This window comes from Bradyrhizobium sp. 61, from assembly GCF_023073075.1.
GTDB classification, from domain to species: Bacteria; Pseudomonadota; Alphaproteobacteria; order Rhizobiales; family Xanthobacteraceae; genus Bradyrhizobium; species Bradyrhizobium barranii.
On the sequence record NZ_JADPIU010000011.1, the window covers coordinates 124578 to 142306 of the forward strand.

Here is a 17729-nt window from a genome sequence, read left to right on the forward strand (position 1 = left end):
GCTGCGCAATAGCTTCCTTCTGCATTGCCGAAGTACAGCGCGCAATGACAGAAGGTTTGCCAGATGGTGACGACCACTAACGATGACATTCGCGGTCTCATTGATCGCCGACGTGTTCTGAAAGCAGGGGCCGGGTTAGTAGCGCTGCCGTTCGCCGGCTCCCCCGCGCGCGCCGAGTCGGGGCGCGGCGGAACGCTGACCGTGATCACGCAAGGAGAGCCGCGCACGCTCGTTCCCTTGCTCGACACCAACACGCAGACCCGCAATATCAGCACCAAGGTCACCGAGGGCCTGCTGACTTACGACGCCAGCTTCACGCCGCGCCCCCTGCTGGCGACGGCCTGGAACGCGAGCGCGGACGGGCTTGAATATGCCTTCACCTTGCGCCCCGGCGTCAAATGGCACGACGGCACCGATTTCACTTCCGCGGACGTCCAGTTCTCGCTGCAGGCCCTGCAAAAAGTCGGGCCGCGCGGCCGGATCAGCTTTGCCAATCTCGATCGTGTCGAGACGCCGGATGCACTGACCGCCGTGGTCAAGCTATCGAAACCGACACCATACTTCCTCAAAGCGCTTTCGGCTGCGGAATCGCCGATCGTTCCGCGCCACGCCTATCAGCCCGACAATCTCGACGGCAGTCCTAACAACAACGCACCGATCGGGACCGGACCGTTCGTTTTCGACGAGTGGAAGCGCGGCAGCCATGTCAGCCTGCGCCGCAATCCAAACTATTGGCGACCCGAGCGCCCCTATCTGGATCGCGTCGTCGTCAAGTTCGTCGGCGATCCAGCCGCAGCCTCTACGGCGCTCGAAACTGGAGAGGCCGACACCAGCGCCAGCATCTCCCTTGCTGACGTGAAACGACTGACAGAGAGCGGAAAACTCGTCGTATCGTCACAGCGCGACGCCTACCTCAATAATGCCGCGGTGCTGGAGTTCAGTCTCGACAACCAGTATCTCGGTCAGCGCGCCGTACGCCACGCGATTGCGCGTTCAATCGATCGCGATTTCATCCGTCAGTGGATCTATTATGGCTATGCCAGCGAGATCCGCTCGCCGATTCCCGAGGTGCTGCCGGCCTATTTCGATCCGACCACCTTCAACCATCCCTTCAACCTCGACGAGGCAAACCGCCTTCTCGATGAAGCCGGGCTGAAGCGCGGCAGCGGCGGGATCCGGTTTGCGCTGAAGCTGACCTTCATTCCCGGGGCGGCGTTCAAGGCGACCGCCGGCTATCTGCGATCCGCCCTGGGCCGCGCCGGCATCCGCGTCGATATCTTCGACGGCGATTTGGGAACCTTCATCAAGCGGGTCTATAATGATCGGGATTTCGATCTCAATTTGAACGGGCTCGGCCTGCTGTTCGACCCGACGGTCGGCGTGCAACGCATCTACTGGTCCGACGGGATCAAGCACCCGCTGCCCTATGTCAACGCCGCCCATTACAACAATCCGGCCGTCGATGCGCTGTTCCGGCAAGCCAGCACCGAGCGCGATGAAGCCCGCCGCGCCGATCAATTCCACCAGATTCAGAAGATCACCAGCGACGACCTGCCGGCGTTGCCCCTGGTGGCCCTGAACACGACCGTCGTCAGCAACGCTCGCGTCCACGATCTCTACAACAGCGTCGACCTGACCGCAGGCGACTTCTCCGACGCCTGGCTCAGCGGGTGATCAGGGCATCCCGATCTCGATCACCCAAGCTTGCACGCGAGGAACGGACGGACAGCATCCAGCACGGCTTCAGGCTGTTCTTCCGGCTGAAGATGACCGCCGGGAATGGCCCAGCCATCAACATCCTTGGCCCAACTCTTCCAGATGTGAAGCGGCGTATTCGTATCGCTGAACCGGCCCTCTTCCCACAGCACAAGCACCGGGCAATCAAGAACCCTTCCGGCAGCGCGGTCAGCGAGATCATGCTCGTGGTCTATGCTCGCACCGGCCCGATAGTCCTGCATCATCGCGTGCCGCACCTCGGGTCGACGAAATGCCTCCCGATAGGCAGCACGGGCGTCGTCTGACAAGACGCCGCCATCCTTGGCCATTCTTTGCAGCGTCCAGTCCAGGAAAAAATCGGGATCGCCACTCAACAGCCGTTCCGGCAAGTCGTAGGGCTGAGCGAACAACAGCCAGTGATAGGCACCGAGCGCGAAATCCTTGCCGGCGCGCGCCCACACTTCGCTGGTCGGAATGACGGTCAGGGACACATAGGCGCGTACGGCTTCGGGGTGATCCAATGCCATGCGGTACCCAACTCGCGCACCGCGGTCGTGCCCGATGACGGCAAAGCGATCGAACCCGAATTGTTTCATCACGGCGAGCTGATCGCGCGCCATCGTACGCTTGGAATAAGCCGATGCGTCGACTTGCTGTGGCCCGTGGCTGTCGCCATATCCTCGCAGGTCCGTGGCGACGATGGTGTAGTCGCGCGCCAGAACGGAAGCGATGTGACGCCAGGCGAAATGGGTCTGCGGATAGCCGTGAAGCAGAAGCAGTGGAGGACCGCTCCCGCCGATGAACGAAGCGATCGTCGCATCTTCGGTCTGGACATCGTGGCGCCGGAAGCCGTCGAGCATGGAAACCTGTCCCGTGATCCCCCTGAGGACGCCTGTTAGTCGATCTTCACGATGTCCGCCAGGGAAACCGTCGTCGACCGAGCGCCTTCCTCCGTTTCCATTCGCGCGGTATCGGTCGCGACGGTAGAGGTTTGTTGCCCCGTGCGGCCAGATTTTGGAATGGCGTCGGGCACCAGCTTGGCGTCTTCTGCGGATCGCCTCGTCATACTTGCGGCGATGACCGAAATGCCGAGGGCTCGGCTACCCTTTTCACGGAATGGCCTCGACCATGATCAGCCGCCGCCTGTTCGTTTCCGGACTGACCGCGTCAAGCATTGTCGTCGGCGGCCGGCCGGCCCGCAGCGGATCGATCGAGACCCTGACGCTCGGCTTCCAGAAAACCGGTATCCCGCTGGTCGCGCGTCAGCTCAAGGTCTTCGAACGGCGTTTCGAGAAGAAGGGCATCGCGGTCAACTGGGTCGAGTTCACGTCGGGGCTCAACCTGCTCCAGGCCATGGACATCGGCAATGTCAACTTCGGTAATGCCGGAAACGTCGGCTGCATCTTCGTGCAGGCATCCGGCGGGCAGATCGTCTACCTCGCCGGGCAGCCATCGGGGCCGAAGAGCGAGGGCATCCTGGTCAAGGGCAACTCGCCGATCCAGTCCATCGCTGATCTCAAGGGCAAGAAGGTCGGTTATGCCAAAGGCTCGAGCTCGCACAACCTAGTCGCGGCCGCGCTGGAGCAGAACGGGCTGTCGATCGGCGACATCACCACCGTCAGCCTAGGAGCCGCCGACGCCGCCCTCGCCTTCGAGAATGGCAGCATCGACGCCTGGGTCGTGTGGGATCCCTATTTTGCGCTTGGGCAGTCCCGTTCGGAGACACGGGTCCTCGCCTATAGCGGCGACGTTCTCCCCGACAATGCCAGTTTCCTCCTGGCGAATTCCACGTTCGCGAACGGAAACCCCGGACTCATTCGCGATCTCATCGAGGGTTCGGCCGAAGCGGGCGCGTGGGCGAAGGCCCATCTCGACGAGGTGACGGCCGCACTGTCGCAGGCGACGGGGATCAATCCGAAAGTCCTTGCAGAGGTCAATGCACGCGCCAGCTTCGACGTGGTCCCGCTCAGCGACGCGATCCTGTCTCAGCAGCAGAAGACAGCCGATCGTCTGGCGAGGCTCGGCGTGGTGCCAAAGCAGATATCGGTGCGCGACATTGTCTGGCGGCCGCCCGCATGACGATGGCCGCATCAGTCGGTTAGACCGGCTGTCGTTGCCCATCCACGCGGTGTGATGGCGCCTACTCTCCCCTACTCTGCAGCGCTCTGACGCGTGCCGGGCTGGAAGGCTCCAGCCGCATGCCGGGCGGGCAGCCGGTCTCCTTGACCGAACAGCTTGTGGCGCAAAGAGCCATCCGAATACGCGGTCTTGTAGAGACCGCGGCTTTGAAGTTCGGGGACCACGATATCGATGAAGTCCTCATAGCTCTCCGGCACGACGATGCGGCTGAGATTGAAGCCGTCGATATCCGTCTCATCGATCCAATTCTGAAGCTCGTCGGCAATCGCCGGTCCATCTCCCGTAATCGCCGCATGGCGCCCACCGAGGGCGAGTTCTTTCAGGAGATCGCGCTTCGTAAGGCCCCTCTGCGCGGCAGCGGCCGTTGCCGATTGGATCGCGTTCCCGGGCGCGTAAGGAATGGGCTCGTCGAGCTCGTACCGGGCGAAATCGATGCCGGTCGAAGCGGAGAAATGCGCCAGCCCCGCCTCCGGGCTGGCGTAGCGCAGATACTCGTCGCGTTTTTCCTCGGCCTCGGCCGTGGTCCGGCCCGGCACCACTGCGATGCCGACAAAGATCTTGATGTCGCCGGGCCGGCGTCCGGCGCGTTCGGCTTCCGCCCGGATCGCACGGACCGCATTCCGGGCCGTCGGCTTATCGCGAGCGGAGATGAAGACGCATTCGGCGTGCTGGCCAGCGAAAGTGCGGCCCCGTGGCGAGGTGCCAGCCTGGTAGAGCACCGGCGTACGCTGTACCGACGGCTCCGCCAGATGATAGCCCTCGACGTCGAAAAACTCGCCATGATGCGAGATCGGCCTGACCTTGCTGGGATCAGTGAAAACCCGCGCCGCCCGGTCGCGGAGGACAGCATCGTCATCCCAGCTTCCCTCCCAAAGCTTGTAAAGCACCTCGAGATATTCGCTGGCATAGTCGTAGCGGCGGTCATGCTCGGGGAGATGTCCGTCGCCCTTGCCGCGATGTGCGCTCTCCAGATAGCCGGTGACGATGTTCCAGCCGATGCGTCCCCGCGTCAGATGATCGAGGGTCGAAAAACGCCGAGCCTGGGTATAGGGCGCCTCGTTGTGCACGTTCACAGTAATGCCGAAGCCGAGGTTCGTCGTGACCGCCGCCATGGCTGAAACGAGCAGGATCGGATCGTTGACAGGCAACTGCACAGCCTCTCGCGCCGTCACATCGATCCCGGCACCATAGACGTCGTAGACCCCGATGATATCAGCGATGAATATTCCGTCGAAAAGCCCGCGCTCGAGCAGCTTCGCCTGATCCGTCCAGTAGGCAAGCGTATTGTAGTCGGACGAACGGTCACGCGGATGCGTCCAGGCCCCATGGTTGATATGACCGACACAGTTCATGTTGAAGGCATTGAGCAGAATTTGCTTCTTCGCGGCCATCTGGGCGCTCCTTGTCATGATGAATTTCAGCCGTTGGGCCGAGCTGGCGAATAGAGCTTTGATCCGCACCCGCCTGTCGCGCCGCGGGATTCTCTTGCCCAGTGGCTTCCGCGCATTGCGCGGGATTACCCAATGGTCTCGGATCTCTTCGGCTGCAACTGCCGTCGGATCGCCTTCTCTGCATCCTGCGGCGACCGAAACGACCGCCCGTTCAAGCGGCTAAGGTCATGGAGCACCGATTGAAACCGATAGCGCTTTCCGTCACGAACGACGAAGCCGACGGAACGGGATTGAAGCTCAATGGCAAAGGCAAGAGACATAGTTGCGTGCCCGCCAATTCCTATGATTGGCGTCTCCGATCGTGAGGATTGATACCGAAAGTGCGCTCCGTGCGGCGTATCCTGCCGCCGTCGTCGCACTGGGAGCTGCCAATGGCTCGCAGCCGATCCCTACTCATCGAAACATCAGTGCGACGAATATCCGCCCTGTCATTCGGCGAAGTCAATGGGTCCGCGAACATAGCACGCTGCGTGTTCTCTGACGGCCACGTCGCAGGCGCGATATGCCAAACCCCGCCGCAAAATCGGAAAATTGATTGCCGCGACATAAGCACTGCCATACGCTTGAATCGCGCACTCCGCTTTCCGAGCTATGGCTTCGTGCCGCTATTCGCCGCCATCATGGACAGCTGTATCGCGTAGATTGACGCCAAGCCATGTCAAGAGCTGGCGGCGCAATACGCCGAATCGTTCGTGACTGATGTCGCGCGGTCTCGGCAGGTCGACGACCAGTTCATGGGCGATACATCCTGCTTCCATCACGAGCACCCGATCGGCGAGTAACAGTGCTTCCTCGACGTCATGCGTCACCAGCAGCACGGCATAGCCGTGCCGGCGCCAGAGGTCGCCAACGAGCGCCTGCGCATTCAGGCGCGTCAACGCATCGAGCGCTCCGAAGGGCTCATCGAGCAGGAGCAAGTCCGGGTCGCGCACGAGCGTCCTGGCCAACGACGCCCGCTGAGCCTCCCCGCCCGAGAGCACCTTGGGCCACACCTCCCGCACGATGTCCGAGGGCAACCTCCGCAAGCGCCGCGTCTGCCCGCGCGCGATTGGGCAGCCCGGGAAGGCCGAGCACGACATTCCTCCAGACCGACTTCCATGGAATGAGCCGCGGCTCCTGGAACGCGACTGCGCGCCGAGCCGGCACGGCGACTTTGCCCTCGATCTCCGCATCGAGATCCGCAAGCACGCGCAAGAGCGTCGACTTGCCACATCCACTTGCGCCGATCAGGGCGACGAATTCGCCTGCGGCGATATCGAGGTCGAGATTGTCGATGACAGCGCGCGTGCCGAAGCGGCGTGTCAATCCGCGTACGCGCACCACGGGAGGACGAGGCGTCTCCCGCTCAGCGGCGCTCAGGTTCCGGTGAAGGACGGCCGCCATGACAGCAGGACCCTTTCGAGAAAGCGAACGAAGGCGTCGACGATCAGCCCGAGCAGCCCATAGACGACGAGACAGACGACGATGACATCGGTCTGGAACAGCTCCCGCCCGGTGTTCATCAGATATCCGATCCCGGCGCTGGCGTTGATCTGCTCGCCGAAGACCAGCGCCAGCCAGGCCACCCCCAACGAATAGCGCAGGCCGATCAGCGCATTCGGGAGTGCCCCCGGGAGCACCACGTTCCACACCAAAGCGGTGCGGCTAAGCCCCAACGTCTGGCCCACCTCGATCAGCTTCTGATCGACGTTCCGGATGCCCGCATAGACGTTGAGATAGAGTGGGAATGCGGTTGCAAGCGCGATCAGCGCGATCTTGGGCTTCTCGCCGATGCCGAACCAGATGATCAACAGCGGGATGAGCGCGACGATCGGCATCGTACGCAGCATCTGCATGGTGGAATCGATAAGGTCCTCACCGAGCCGGAACAGCCCCGACAGGATCGCAAGGATCACCGCGACGGAGCCGCCGATCGCAAGTCCAGCAGCCGCACGGCCAAGCGAAATCAGGATCGCTTGCTGCAATTCACCTGTTGCCAGCAGCTTGGACGCGCTCGCGATAACCACTGCGGGGCCCGCCAGAACATCTTGCGGCAACAGCCCGCTAACAGACGCGAGCTGCCAGGTGAGAAGTACAGCAAGCGGGCCGATGACGCGGCGTAGCGGCCGCGGCAAACCGTGTCTCGTAAGTTGCCTCGGCCTGATGCTGACAAGTCGCGGAGACGGCGTGTCAGATTTATTCCCGGCTGGCAGCCGTTTCGTTTCACCGGGGAGATGGGGTGTTTCCACCACGGGATCGAGCAGGGACATCGCGCCGGCCTTAGCCAATCGGTATGTCGCGCACAATACGCGAGCGGAAATCGATATCGCCATTCAGGACCCCAATCGAGGTCCACGTGTCGAACGTCTTCCGAAGACGATCCGCAAACGCATCATCGATCGCGATGCGGCGATAGCTTGAATCCTCGAAATAGAGCGCCTCGGCGATCGCATCATCCTGCTTGGTGAAGGCCTTCAGCCATTCGATATCCTTCGCCCGCTGATCCCGGGACCACACATAGCCACGCTCGATCCGGTTGAAGAAATCGGCCATGGCGAGGCGCTTCCGGGAGTCGGCCAAAGCGGTGAGCGTCGCGGAGAATACGAACAGGCCGCTGTTGATTCCTACCCCGTCGGACAGGATGCGCGCACCGAGCTGACCGCGCGCACGAGCGACATAGAGGCCCCAGGTCGCCCAGCTGTCGATCGCGCCGCTCTGGAACGCGGCCGCCGCATCGACAGGATTCAGGAACGCGAGCTTGACCTCATCGAGACCCACGCCGGCCTGGCGCAGAGCGCCGACCACCAGGTGGTGGGCAACGCTGCCGCGCGTCGTCGGCGAGATCGTCTTGCCGCGAAGATCCGCGATCGCCTGGACTTGACTGTTCCGAGGCACCAACAGGGAGGTACCCAAGCCGCCATTGTCCCAGGCGGCGACCACTTGGACCTTCGAACCGTTGGCAACTGCGGTCACGGTCGGTGAATCGTTTGCAGCCCCGATATCTATCGCGTCCGCTTTGAGAGCCTCGTGCAGGTTCACGGCCGCGGGATAGACCGACCAATCGATCTTGTAGGGGACGTCGTCTAGCAGCCCCGCCGCGCGCAGCTTGCTTTGCTGCTGGCCAACCTGATCGCCCACCCTCAACGTGACGCCCGAAAGATCGGACGCCGCCAGAGCCGGCACGTTGGCCGTCGCAATCCCAAGCCCGGTGCCAACGAGGAAGAGACGGCGAGAAACGAGATTCATCATGAGGCTGCGCCTTGTTTCCAGAGCATCTTCAATTCATCCCCCGGCGGGAAAGAATACTAGCGCCCGCACCTCGATGCTCTCCCGTGGGGGAGCGCCCAGGGCGAGTGGATTCTCGAACGAGGTATGAAATGACAGCCGCGCGCGTCCGTCGTTGGCGCTATCATGAATTCGGATCAGGAGAGCTTCGTCCGTCTGCATCTCCGAGAAGTAGTGCCAGCGATGCGCGGGCCGGTATTCCACTCGCGAGGTTTCGCCCCGGACGTGAGCATAGACGAGATCGCTCGCGATCAGATCGTCGTCCGTAAACGATCGCGCATCGCAAAGGGCGAGTGGCGAGTCCAGAACCGGGCCGCGGACGGGGCGCCACACATTCACGATGCCGAAGCGATGCTTCAACAGCTCGTCCGCCTGGGCACCCAAATGATCACGGACCCGGCGCGGGGCGGAATTCAGCGTATGGTCGTTGTGGACCTGCCGCGACGGCGGCGCGAGCCCTGCGCGCCCGGCATTGCGGACGTTGTGATCGAAGACGAACACCCGGTTGGCGCCGACCACATCGCGCAGCAGTCGCTCGACCTCGGGATAGTAAGTGCGCTTGATTTCTTCATCATCATAGAAATTGGCGACTGCCGTCGGCGCCTTCACCAGGGCAAACCCGTTGCGATCAAGCGTGAACTCAGCCTCGCGGCCGCGCGCGTCCTCGATCTGCACTTCGCGCTCGTCATCGATGCCGTTCCATTGCGGGACGCCGGGCGGCGGATCGACACGATAGAACGTCGGCTTCTCCGGTCCGCGCTTGAGATAATGAAGTGTTGCGGTCAGATTGCGGGGCTCGACAGCTGTCTGTGTGGTCATGGTTTGCTCCTGCTCCGCGTACACGCGGATGAATGGCACCATCATCTCGTTTGTACCGTCATGTTAGCTCAGCGCCTTACCAGCGTCAGGACAGCATCCACCAAAGACTCCGCGTTCGCGTATCTGATCCTCCAAAAATGAAACATGCGGGGAAATCTGCTTCTCCTCCGCCAGCGACCGTTCCTCGATCATTGCGCGTGAGGGACGGCGATCCAGGGTCAAGCGCTGGACGTATTCGACAGCACTGAAGCCGGCTTGGCCAAGCCCAAATGATCCCGAAAGGTCGAACCGGAATACTCGGTCCGATAAAGCCCGCGCCGCTGCAGCTCTGGAACTACAAGACCGGTAAACGCCTCGACGGATTCAGGTACGTAAGGCGGGAAAATGTTGAAGCCGTCGGCGGCCCGTTCATCGAACCAGAGCTGGATATGGTCGGCGACTTCGATGGGGTCGCCGACGACGGTGGCTCCGATGCTGATGTGACCGATGATGAGGTCACGATAGGTCAGGCGCCTGGCGCCCTTCACGTCACGCCGGGTAAGACGCGTGACATGTGCGAACAATCGTTGGCCTTCTTCATTGGCCTCTGCCAGCACCAGTGGATCGACAGGAGCATCCCTGTCCTGACCGGCAATGTCGACGCCGATTAAGGCCGACACAGCCGTAAGGTTGCGGCGCTTTCCCATCCTGCCCAGAGAACCGTAGCGACTTGCCTCGCCACCATCGCCCTCCGGATCCAGCGCGATAAAGGAATTGAGATGGTCGTATATCTCAACAGCCTTCGCCGTCGTTTCGGCAACGACCGGGGTCAGTCCCGGCAGAATAGGGATATCGGCATCCTTCCTGCCGTATTTGGCGGCTCTGGATTTGACATCGGCATAGTAGGCCTTTGCGCTCTCGATCGTCGCCTGACCGGCAAAAATGACATCGGCATCGCGCGCACCGAGTTCGCGCGAACGGTCTGACGTGCCAGCATGCAGGATGATGGGATGGCCCTGAGGTGGACGCCTGATGTTGAGTGGTCCCGCGACGTCGAAATAGCGCCCCTTGTGGTGCAGCGGCGTAATCGCATCGCTATCCCAGAGTCCCCGCACCACAGTGACGAATTCATCCGCCCAGTCGTAGCGCCTCTCGGTATCCCAATGAGCCTCGCGCGAAAAATTGCCGGCCGCAATCGCGTCCGCGCCCGTCACCAGATTCCAGGACGCGCGGCCTTCGCTTAGATGATCGAGCGAAGCAAACATGCGAGCGAGATTATAGGGATCGTAGTAGGTCGGGTTTGCCGTGACGACGATGCCGATATGGCTGGTTGCCGCCGCCAGGCTCGCGCCCGACACGAAAGGCTCGAGACGCGACATCTGGGACGGATTGGTGGTCTGCAAGCCTGGATCGCTCGCCAGCCGATCACCAAGAAAGAGAAAGTCGAATTTGGCAGCTTCCACGAGCTGCGTCACGTGCTGCAGGAACTCGATGTCGAAGGCGGCCCCGGCGTGGGACGAGGGATAGCGCCAGCCGCTGGGGTGCGTACCACCCGCCCAAAACATCAGACCGAAATGGAGTTCTCGCTTGGACATGATGATACGCTCGCGGGATGGTTCAGGCTGCCGGGCGTCGTGCCGGCCGTTCGAAGATATTGCGCGGCCGGGCCAGACCAAGCCGCTCGCGCAGGGTGGCCGGTCCCTCGCCGGCTACCAGCCGCTGCCGCCGCGCCAACTCCGGGACGACGTCCCGGGAAAGGGCATCCAAGCCACTGCGCAGCACGCGAGGGGCCAACACCAGGCCATCCAAAGCCGCAGCATTGGCCAGCGCCTCGATCTGATCGACGATCTCCTGCGGAGTACCGGTGACGTAATTTGCCACAGGCGCTTTCGGTGTTTCTGCCGCACGATCCCCTCTAATGAAGGGAACGATCTCGGCAAAAAGGAGCAATTGCTGCCGATCGCGTTGCGCGGTCTTTGCCGAACTCAGCACATCATCGCGCAAGGACACGATGTTGCTCGCCGTCTCAGCTCCCAGGATGACGATATCGGCATGTCGGCCAGCGAAGACTGCCGACCGCTTGTCAACGACACGATGTGCCACGATGACCTGCCCCTGAGGAGGACGCGCGACGTTTAACGGCCCGTTGACCCTGAAAGACGGACCCACGTGATCGATGGGATGGATCTTCGCCCCGTCGACGAACACGCCGCTGTGCTTGTCGCGAACGAAGGCATCATCTTCCCAGCTGTCCCAGAGCCTGCGCGCGATTCCGAGGATTTCATCGGCCCGCTCGTAGTGAGCGTCCGGTGCGGCACCGCCCTGCCCATAATTGGGGCCGGCGGGATCGACCGCACCGGTTGAAACCAGCCAGCCCGCACGCCCATGCGTGACGTGGTCGAGCGAAGCGGCGAGCCTCGTGACATTGTATGGCTCGACATAGCTCGTGTTCGCCGCGGCGATCAAACCGATGTGGCGCGTCCTGGTCGCGAGAAACGACGCTGTCGTGAATGCTTCGCTGCGCGCAGGCGCCGCATGGCCGACGCTGTCGTCGATCAGGAGGAACGTAAAGCCGGCACCTTCCAGGTCTTGGGCCAGAGTCGTCAGATGACGAGGATTCGAGGGGTCGAAGCTTTCGTCGTGCGTCTGGTGCCCGGATTGGGGCGCGTAGAGAAAGCCGAGGTGGATCGGTTTGGCCATCATGGTCTCCGGTCTGTCAGGCCACGGTTGCTGTCGGGCCCGGCTCCAGCGCGCGGAGCGCGTCATAGATTCGAGCTTCGCGTTGCAGGAGTTCGATGTCGCCTCGCCGGCGCGGGCGCGGCAGATCGAGTGCTACGATCTCGGCGACCCGTCCCGGTCGCGGTGACAGGAGCACGATACGATCGGCCAGAAACACAGCTTCGCCGACGTCATGCGTCACAAAGACGATCGTCTTCCGGCGCTGCTGCCAGATGCGGATCAGATCTTCCTGAAGCTTGTTGCGGGTCACGTAGTCCACAGCGCCGAAGGGCTCATCCATCAGGAGAACATCGGGATCACCGACAAGCGCGCGTGCGATACCCGCGCGTTGCTTCATGCCGCCGGAAATCTGGTGGGGGAACTTGTCGCCGAAGCCGTCGAGACCAACCAGGGACAGATGTTCGTCGACCAACCGCCGGGCCTGCGCCTTGTCCAATCCGCGCAGTTCGAGTCCCAGTCCGACATTAGCTGCAACTGTGCGCCACGGGTAGAGCGAGGCATCTTGGAAGACCACACCCAGCTCGCCGCCCGGACCAGCAATCGGCTTGTCGTGAAAAAGGGCCGAGCCGCCACTTGGCTGCTGCAATCCGGCCAGGATCTCCAGGAGCGTGCTCTTGCCGCAACCACTGGCGCCAAGCAAGACCACGAACTCGCCTTCTTCGACCGAGAAGCTGATGTTGCTGAGCGCGCGCACCGGCGGCGCGCCCGGATAGACCTTGTCGAGAGAGCTGATTGTGAAGGCAGGCATATCTTTGCGCTCGTGCTTGCTCTGCCTCACTGCGCCTTGCGCACGGGATAGACGAACGGCTTCACATACTCCTGGGGAATGTAGCGAGTATCGATGTATTTGGCGGCGTCGTAAAACTCCTTCTGGTTTCCGACATCGATCTCAAGCTGCTGCGTGTCGTGGATCGCCTTAGGATCGACCGCCGGATTGGCGTCCCAAACATCGTCTTCCTGATAGATGGCACGTTTCACCGCCTCCGGATTGATCTTCAGTCGGGCCTGCAGCCAGGGGAGGTATTCGTCGTAATGCGCCTTGGCATAAGTATAGGACTTGAAATAGGCCCGCAGGCCGCGCCGAAGCAGGTCAGGGTCCTTGGCGATCACGGCATCGCCCGCGATCAGAACGCCCGTGTGATAAGTCGGAAGATAGTCCCATGCGCGGGCAAGCGTGCTCGACACGCCCTCGATTTCACCGAGAGCCGCGAAGGGCTGATGGATGATGGTCGCATCGACCTGCTTGGTCTCAAGCGCGCCATACGCCTTCTCCGTCGCGCCCGCAGCAAACAGCGTCACGTCTCGGCCGGGATCGATACCTTCGGCCTTCAGCAGATAGCGGGCGACCGACGCGAGATTGCCGCTTGTGTCCGGTCCGACGCCGATCGTCTTCCCCTTCAGATCGGCAAAGGAGTTGATACCCTTCCGGGCAATCAGGAAATAAGGGCCCTTCGAGCGGAAGGCGGCCGAGACAATCTTGATGGGCGCCCCCAAGGCGGCGGCACGCAGATAGACGCTGGTTGGCCCGAAGGCGAAGGTGACATCGCCGCGCGAAGTGGCGGTGACGGGGTCCTGCGTGCTGATAAATTCGACGTTCAGGCCCTCCTCTGCGAAGAAGCCCTTCTCCACGCCGAAGACGATGGGCTGCTGCGTATAGCTCGTCGTATCCTGCAGCTTGAGAGTCTTCTTGTCCTGCGCGCCGGCGGATACGGTGAGACCGAGAGTGAGTGTTGCAACACCGAAAAGACGAGCCGGAAGGCTTGTAGAGAACATGATCATTCCTTGGTGTGGATGGTGGCGGAAAGAAACGGGACCGGGATCGGTCAGACGTATTTCCACCTGAGCAGGATGCGCCTCTCCAGCAGGTCGACCAGATAGATGATCAACAATGCGATCGACGTGACGAGAATGACGAGGGCGAAGACACCGGCCGTGTCGTAGATGCCCGAGAGCTTGTTGAGGAGATTTCCAACGCCTGCCTTGGAGGCGACGATCTCAGCAAACAGCGTCGCGAGCAGACAAGTCGCCGCCTCGATACGCACGGCCGCCATGATCGACGGTGTGGCCGACGGCAGCACGACCTTCCAAATGATCTGGCGCCGGCTCGCCCCGAGCGTCCGCGCGACCTTGATGTGATTTTCCTGGACCTGCTTGATACCGGCGATCGTATTGAAAACGAAGAGAAAGTAGCAAAACAGAAAAATGATGAAGACCTTGTGTTCGAAGCCGAGCCCTAAATAAAGAGTCAGAAGAGGAATAATGGTGACCTTCGGAACTGCCATGAACCAGACCAGGAAGGGATTGAGAAACTGATGCACCTTCGGAAAGAGACCCATTGCGATCCCGGTCGCGATGCCGAGGACTGCGCTGAGCCCTACGCCAACACCAGCTTCAGCCAGTGTCACCGACAGGTGAAACAGTAAATTCTCTCTGGTGAAGAGCTGAGGAAAAGCAGCAACGATCTGCGTCGGCGACGCAAGGTAGATTCGTTTTACTGCGCCACTATCGACCGCGATTTGCAGGCCCAGCAGAATCGCGGCGACGACCAGGATCTGGACGATGGGAATCCAGGGAAGCTTGGCAGCAAGAGAGGCCGCAATCTTGCGGCTGTCCTTCCGCGCAGTCTGAACATCAACGACAGTTTGAATCGACTCGACCGACATAGCCATGCCTTGATACGCAACGGGCGGAGATCACGCGCGCGAATGTGTGCTTGCAACGAAAGCAAACTAGACCAATTCGGCAGACAAGATATTCCATAGTTTGATCCAACGCGTGATGACGAATCTCGGAACAGCCCCAGCGACAGTGAAGGAATTTGCAGATGAAATACGGGACACTCGCAAGCACCGGAATTCAGGTGTCACGAATCGCCTTCGGATGTTCGAGCTATGGATCGAAGGACTGGATGCCATGGGCGCTGAGTGAAGAGGAAGGGCAGGACCACTATCGTCGCGCCTTCGAAGCCGGCTTCACCTTCTTCGATACTGCCGACTCCTATTCATCCGGCCTCAGTGAGGAAATCCTGGGCCGGGCGATAAAGCGTTTCGCCGGGGGGCGCGAACAGGTCGTCATCGCCACCAAGGTCTTCTTCGCAACGGGAGCCAACGCCAATCAGAAGGGATTGTCGCGGAAACACATTCGGCATGCCATCGACGACAGCTTGCGCCGCCTCGGCACCGACTATATCGATCTCTATCAGATCCATCGCCTCGATCCGCTTACGCCCTTCGAGGAGATACTTGAGGGGCTCGATGCAGTGGTCCGCGCCGGCAAGGCGCTCCACATCGGCGCATCGAGCATGCACGCTTTCCAGTTTGCAAAGCTGCAATCGATTGCCCAGACCAACGGGTTGGCGAAATTCGTCACGATGCAAAACAAGTACAATCTTCTCTATCGCGAAGAGGAGCGAGAGATGATTCCTCTCTGTCTCGACCAAGGCGTCGGAATCATTCCTTACAGCCCTCTTGCGAGGGGACTGCTCGCGGGCAGCCGACGCGACAACACCGAAAGGTCGCGGGTCGTGAAGGACTTCTCGCGGCCGGAGGATGACTCCGTGATCGACCAGGTGTTCGCCGTGGCGAAGGCTCGCGGATGCAAGCCTGCCCAGGTCGCGCTGGCCTGGTTGCTGCACAACCCTGCCGTGACGGCTCCCATCTTAGGCGCGACCAAGCTCCATCACGTCGACGATGCCGTGGCCGCGCTCGACATCCAGCTCACAGACCAGGAGCTGGACGCGCTCGAAGAGGCCTATCGCCCGCAACAGGTCCAGCACGACCGAAATGAGAAGCTCCAATCAGGTCAGACCGCGGCCACGGATCTCAAATATCTGTTTCGCTGTCCCGTGCCTCACAGATATTGACGATTGCATCCTAAAACTCGCTGCGTATCCAAAACAGAAATAGCGTCCATGCATCCCGATTGGCGAACTTATCGCTATTTGGCAGCGGCACTCGACAACCGCTCGACTGAGCTGCCAACTGGCGCCCAACTTCTGGAGCAGAACCAATGTCCCCCTCCCCGCTGAAGCCCAGCCGCCGGCAGATTCTGAGCTGGGCCGGCGCTCTCGCGGCGGCTGCCGGCACCAACCCGGGATACGCAGCCGAACCGCGCCGGGGCGGCACGCTCTCGCTTCTGCTGGCCGCCGAGCCGCCGACGATATCGGCAGTCGCGCACACCGCTTACAACACGGTCATCGTGGCGGCCAAGGTGCAAGAGGGCCTGCTGACCTACGGCTTCGACCTGACCCCGAAGCCCCAACTCGCGGTCGGCTGGGACGTTGCCGAGGATGGCCTCTCCTACGTCTTCAAGCTGCGCCCAGGCGTGAAATGGCACGATGGCAAGGATTTCACGTCAGCCGACGTGGCCTTCTCGATCAATGCGCTGAAATCGATGCATCCGCGCGGACGCTCGACCTTCGCCAACGTCTCGGAGATCCGCACACCCGATCCGCACACAGTCGTGCTCGTTCTCGCCAAGCCGGCGCCCTATCTGCTCAGCGCATTTGCCGCGGCGGAGACGCCGATCGTACCAAAGCACATTTACGAAAATGCCGGCCCGGTCGACGCAAATCCTGCGAACAACGCGCCGATCGGCACCGGACCGTTCGTCTTCAAGGAATGGGTGCGCGGCAGCCATATCCTTTATGAAAAGAACCCAGCCTATTGGGATGCGGGCAAGCCCTATATCGATCGACTGATCGTCCGCATCATTCCGGACGCCATTGCGCGCGTGACCGCGATCGAGACCGGCGAAATCCAGCTTGCGCCCAACTCGCCGATACCGCTCAGCGATGCCGAGCGGCTGAAAGCCCTTCCCGCCCTCGCATTCGAAACCAACGGCTATCAATATACCAACACGATCTCTCGCGTTGAATTCAATCTCGATCGCCCGATCTTCAGGGATGTCCGAGTCCGCCGCGCGTTCGCGCATGCGATCGATCGCAAGGTGATCCGTGATGTCGTCAACTATGGCTATGGCAAGATCATTGTTGGTCCGGTCAGCGCGTCGCTGACGAAATTCTATGTCGACGATCTCAAGAGCTACCCTTTCGACCTCAAGGCGGCGGAAAAGCTGCTTGACGAGGCCGGCTATGCGCGTGGCGCCGATGGCATCCGCTTCCGTCTGACGCATGACTACGTTCCTTCCGGCGACCTCTACAGGCGCGGGGCCGACTACATCAAGCAGGCGCTGGCCAAGATCGGTGTCGAGGTCACGGTGCGAACCCAGGATTTTCCGACCTACACCAAACGCGTCTATACCGATCGCGATTTCGATTTCACCTTCAACGGCATGAGCAATCTGTTCGATCCCACGGTTGGCATCCAGCGACTGTACTGGTCGAAGAACTTCAAACCGGGCGTCCCCTTCTCGAACGGATCGCATTATTCAAATCCGGAGGTCGATCGCCTGCTCGAGGTTGCGTCAACGGAAGCCGATCCGAAGAAGCGTTATGACGAGTTCGCGGCCTTCCAGCGGATACTTGCCGAAGACCTGCCGGATTTCGGCGTGCTGAGCTCCGGCGAATTCACGGTCTATAGCCGTAACATCGACGGTCACACCGTCGGTGCCGATGGCGTCAGCGGCAACCTCGCCGACGTCCATTTCGTGAAATAGATCGGC

Annotated in this window: 16 protein-coding genes; 4 read left to right on the forward strand and 12 right to left on the reverse strand. The window is 61.3% G+C overall.

Going from position 1 to position 17729, the window contains the following annotated elements:
* Positions 1 to 63: 63 nt before the first annotated feature.
* Positions 64 to 1674 carry an ABC transporter substrate-binding protein gene (locus IVB46_RS05505; protein ID WP_247302917.1) on the forward strand — a complete coding sequence of 537 codons (1611 nt, stop codon included), beginning with the start codon at positions 64 to 66 and terminating at the stop codon, positions 1672 to 1674.
* A gap of 20 nt (positions 1675 to 1694) precedes the next feature.
* Here the strand turns inward: IVB46_RS05505 and IVB46_RS05510 are convergent, their stop codons facing one another.
* Complete coding sequence (locus tag IVB46_RS05510) at positions 1695 to 2576, reverse strand: alpha/beta hydrolase (protein ID WP_247302919.1); 882 nt, start codon at positions 2574 to 2576, stop codon at positions 1695 to 1697.
* Between the two features lie 268 nt (positions 2577 to 2844).
* Here IVB46_RS05510 and IVB46_RS05515 point away from each other — a divergent pair, with 268 nt between their 5' ends.
* Positions 2845 to 3795: an aliphatic sulfonate ABC transporter substrate-binding protein gene (locus IVB46_RS05515; protein WP_247342230.1), complete on the forward strand. Its 951-nt coding sequence runs from the start codon at positions 2845 to 2847 to the stop codon at positions 3793 to 3795.
* A 71-nt stretch (positions 3796 to 3866) separates the two neighbouring features.
* Here the strand turns inward: IVB46_RS05515 and IVB46_RS05520 are convergent, their stop codons facing one another.
* The 11 genes from IVB46_RS05520 to IVB46_RS05565 form a co-directional block, all read right to left on the reverse strand.
* Positions 3867 to 5246 carry an LLM class flavin-dependent oxidoreductase gene (locus IVB46_RS05520; protein WP_247302922.1) on the reverse strand — a complete coding sequence of 460 codons (1380 nt, stop codon included), beginning with the start codon at positions 5244 to 5246 and terminating at the stop codon, positions 3867 to 3869.
* A 665-nt stretch (positions 5247 to 5911) separates the two neighbouring features.
* A complete protein-coding gene (locus tag IVB46_RS45055) occupies positions 5912 to 6223 on the reverse strand; it encodes a hypothetical protein (protein ID WP_346016114.1) in 312 nt (103 codons plus the stop codon).
* The gene (locus IVB46_RS45060) at positions 6207 to 6629 is read right to left on the reverse strand and encodes an ATP-binding cassette domain-containing protein (RefSeq protein WP_346016115.1); all 423 of its coding nucleotides are present in this window, start codon (positions 6627 to 6629) and stop codon (positions 6207 to 6209) included. Before IVB46_RS45060 ends, IVB46_RS45055 begins: the two co-directional genes overlap by 17 nt.
* 32 nt (positions 6630 to 6661) lie before the next feature.
* A complete protein-coding gene (locus tag IVB46_RS05530) occupies positions 6662 to 7420 on the reverse strand; it encodes an ABC transporter permease subunit (protein WP_247342235.1) in 759 nt (252 codons plus the stop codon).
* 145 nt (positions 7421 to 7565) lie between these two features.
* Positions 7566 to 8468 (reverse strand): ABC transporter substrate-binding protein, encoded by a 903-nt coding sequence (locus IVB46_RS05535; RefSeq protein ID WP_247302926.1) that lies wholly within the window; start codon positions 8466 to 8468, stop codon positions 7566 to 7568.
* Between the two features lie 99 nt (positions 8469 to 8567).
* Positions 8568 to 9434, reverse strand: coding sequence for a CmcJ/NvfI family oxidoreductase (locus tag IVB46_RS05540; RefSeq protein WP_247302928.1), 867 nt, complete (start codon positions 9432 to 9434; stop codon positions 8568 to 8570).
* Positions 9435 to 9607: 173 nt separating this feature from the next.
* Entirely contained in the window at positions 9608 to 10963 is a 1356-nt protein-coding gene (locus IVB46_RS05545) for an NtaA/DmoA family FMN-dependent monooxygenase (protein WP_247302931.1), read from the reverse strand.
* 22 nt (positions 10964 to 10985) lie between these two features.
* A complete protein-coding gene (locus IVB46_RS05550; protein ID WP_247342238.1) occupies positions 10986 to 12068 on the reverse strand; it encodes an LLM class flavin-dependent oxidoreductase in 1083 nt (360 codons plus the stop codon).
* Positions 12069 to 12084: 16 nt separating this feature from the next.
* On the reverse strand, positions 12085 to 12885 hold the full coding sequence (locus tag IVB46_RS05555) for an ABC transporter ATP-binding protein (RefSeq protein ID WP_247342242.1): 801 nt from the start codon (positions 12883 to 12885) through the stop codon (positions 12085 to 12087).
* The gene (locus tag IVB46_RS05560; RefSeq protein ID WP_247342245.1) at positions 12882 to 13880 is read right to left on the reverse strand and encodes an ABC transporter substrate-binding protein; all 999 of its coding nucleotides are present in this window, start codon (positions 13878 to 13880) and stop codon (positions 12882 to 12884) included. Before IVB46_RS05560 ends, IVB46_RS05555 begins: the two co-directional genes overlap by 4 nt.
* 50 nt (positions 13881 to 13930) lie before the next feature.
* Positions 13931 to 14776, reverse strand: coding sequence for an ABC transporter permease (locus IVB46_RS05565; RefSeq protein WP_247302939.1), 846 nt, complete (start codon positions 14774 to 14776; stop codon positions 13931 to 13933).
* A gap of 155 nt (positions 14777 to 14931) precedes the next feature.
* On the opposite strand from IVB46_RS05565, the gene IVB46_RS05570 reads away from it, so the two are divergent.
* Positions 14932 to 15969 carry an aldo/keto reductase gene (locus IVB46_RS05570; protein ID WP_247302941.1) on the forward strand — a complete coding sequence of 346 codons (1038 nt, stop codon included), beginning with the start codon at positions 14932 to 14934 and terminating at the stop codon, positions 15967 to 15969.
* Positions 15970 to 16115: 146 nt separating this feature from the next.
* Complete coding sequence (locus tag IVB46_RS05575; RefSeq protein ID WP_247342250.1) at positions 16116 to 17723, forward strand: ABC transporter substrate-binding protein; 1608 nt, start codon at positions 16116 to 16118, stop codon at positions 17721 to 17723.
* Positions 17724 to 17729: the final 6 nt, after the last annotated feature.

Bases quoted from the DNA above. Each gene is read 5' to 3' on its own strand.
- IVB46_RS05505 (WP_247302917.1), top strand. From the start codon at position 64: ATGGTGACGACCACTAACGATGACATTCGCGGTCTCATTGATCGCCGA.
- IVB46_RS05510 (WP_247302919.1), bottom strand. From the start codon at position 2,576: ATGCTCGACGGCTTCCGGCGCCACGATGTCCAGACCGAAGATGCGACG.
- IVB46_RS05515 (WP_247342230.1), top strand. From the start codon at position 2,845: ATGATCAGCCGCCGCCTGTTCGTTTCCGGACTGACCGCGTCAAGCATT.
- IVB46_RS05520 (WP_247302922.1), bottom strand. From the start codon at position 5,246: ATGGCCGCGAAGAAGCAAATTCTGCTCAATGCCTTCAACATGAACTGT.
- IVB46_RS05540 (WP_247302928.1), bottom strand. From the start codon at position 9,434: ATGATGGTGCCATTCATCCGCGTGTACGCGGAGCAGGAGCAAACCATG.
- IVB46_RS05545 (WP_247302931.1), bottom strand. From the start codon at position 10,963: ATGTCCAAGCGAGAACTCCATTTCGGTCTGATGTTTTGGGCGGGTGGT.
- IVB46_RS05550 (WP_247342238.1), bottom strand. From the start codon at position 12,068: ATGGCCAAACCGATCCACCTCGGCTTTCTCTACGCGCCCCAATCCGGG.
- IVB46_RS05560 (WP_247342245.1), bottom strand. From the start codon at position 13,880: ATGTTCTCTACAAGCCTTCCGGCTCGTCTTTTCGGTGTTGCAACACTC.
- IVB46_RS05565 (WP_247302939.1), bottom strand. From the start codon at position 14,776: ATGGCTATGTCGGTCGAGTCGATTCAAACTGTCGTTGATGTTCAGACT.
- IVB46_RS05570 (WP_247302941.1), top strand. From the start codon at position 14,932: ATGAAATACGGGACACTCGCAAGCACCGGAATTCAGGTGTCACGAATC.
- IVB46_RS05575 (WP_247342250.1), top strand. From the start codon at position 16,116: ATGTCCCCCTCCCCGCTGAAGCCCAGCCGCCGGCAGATTCTGAGCTGG.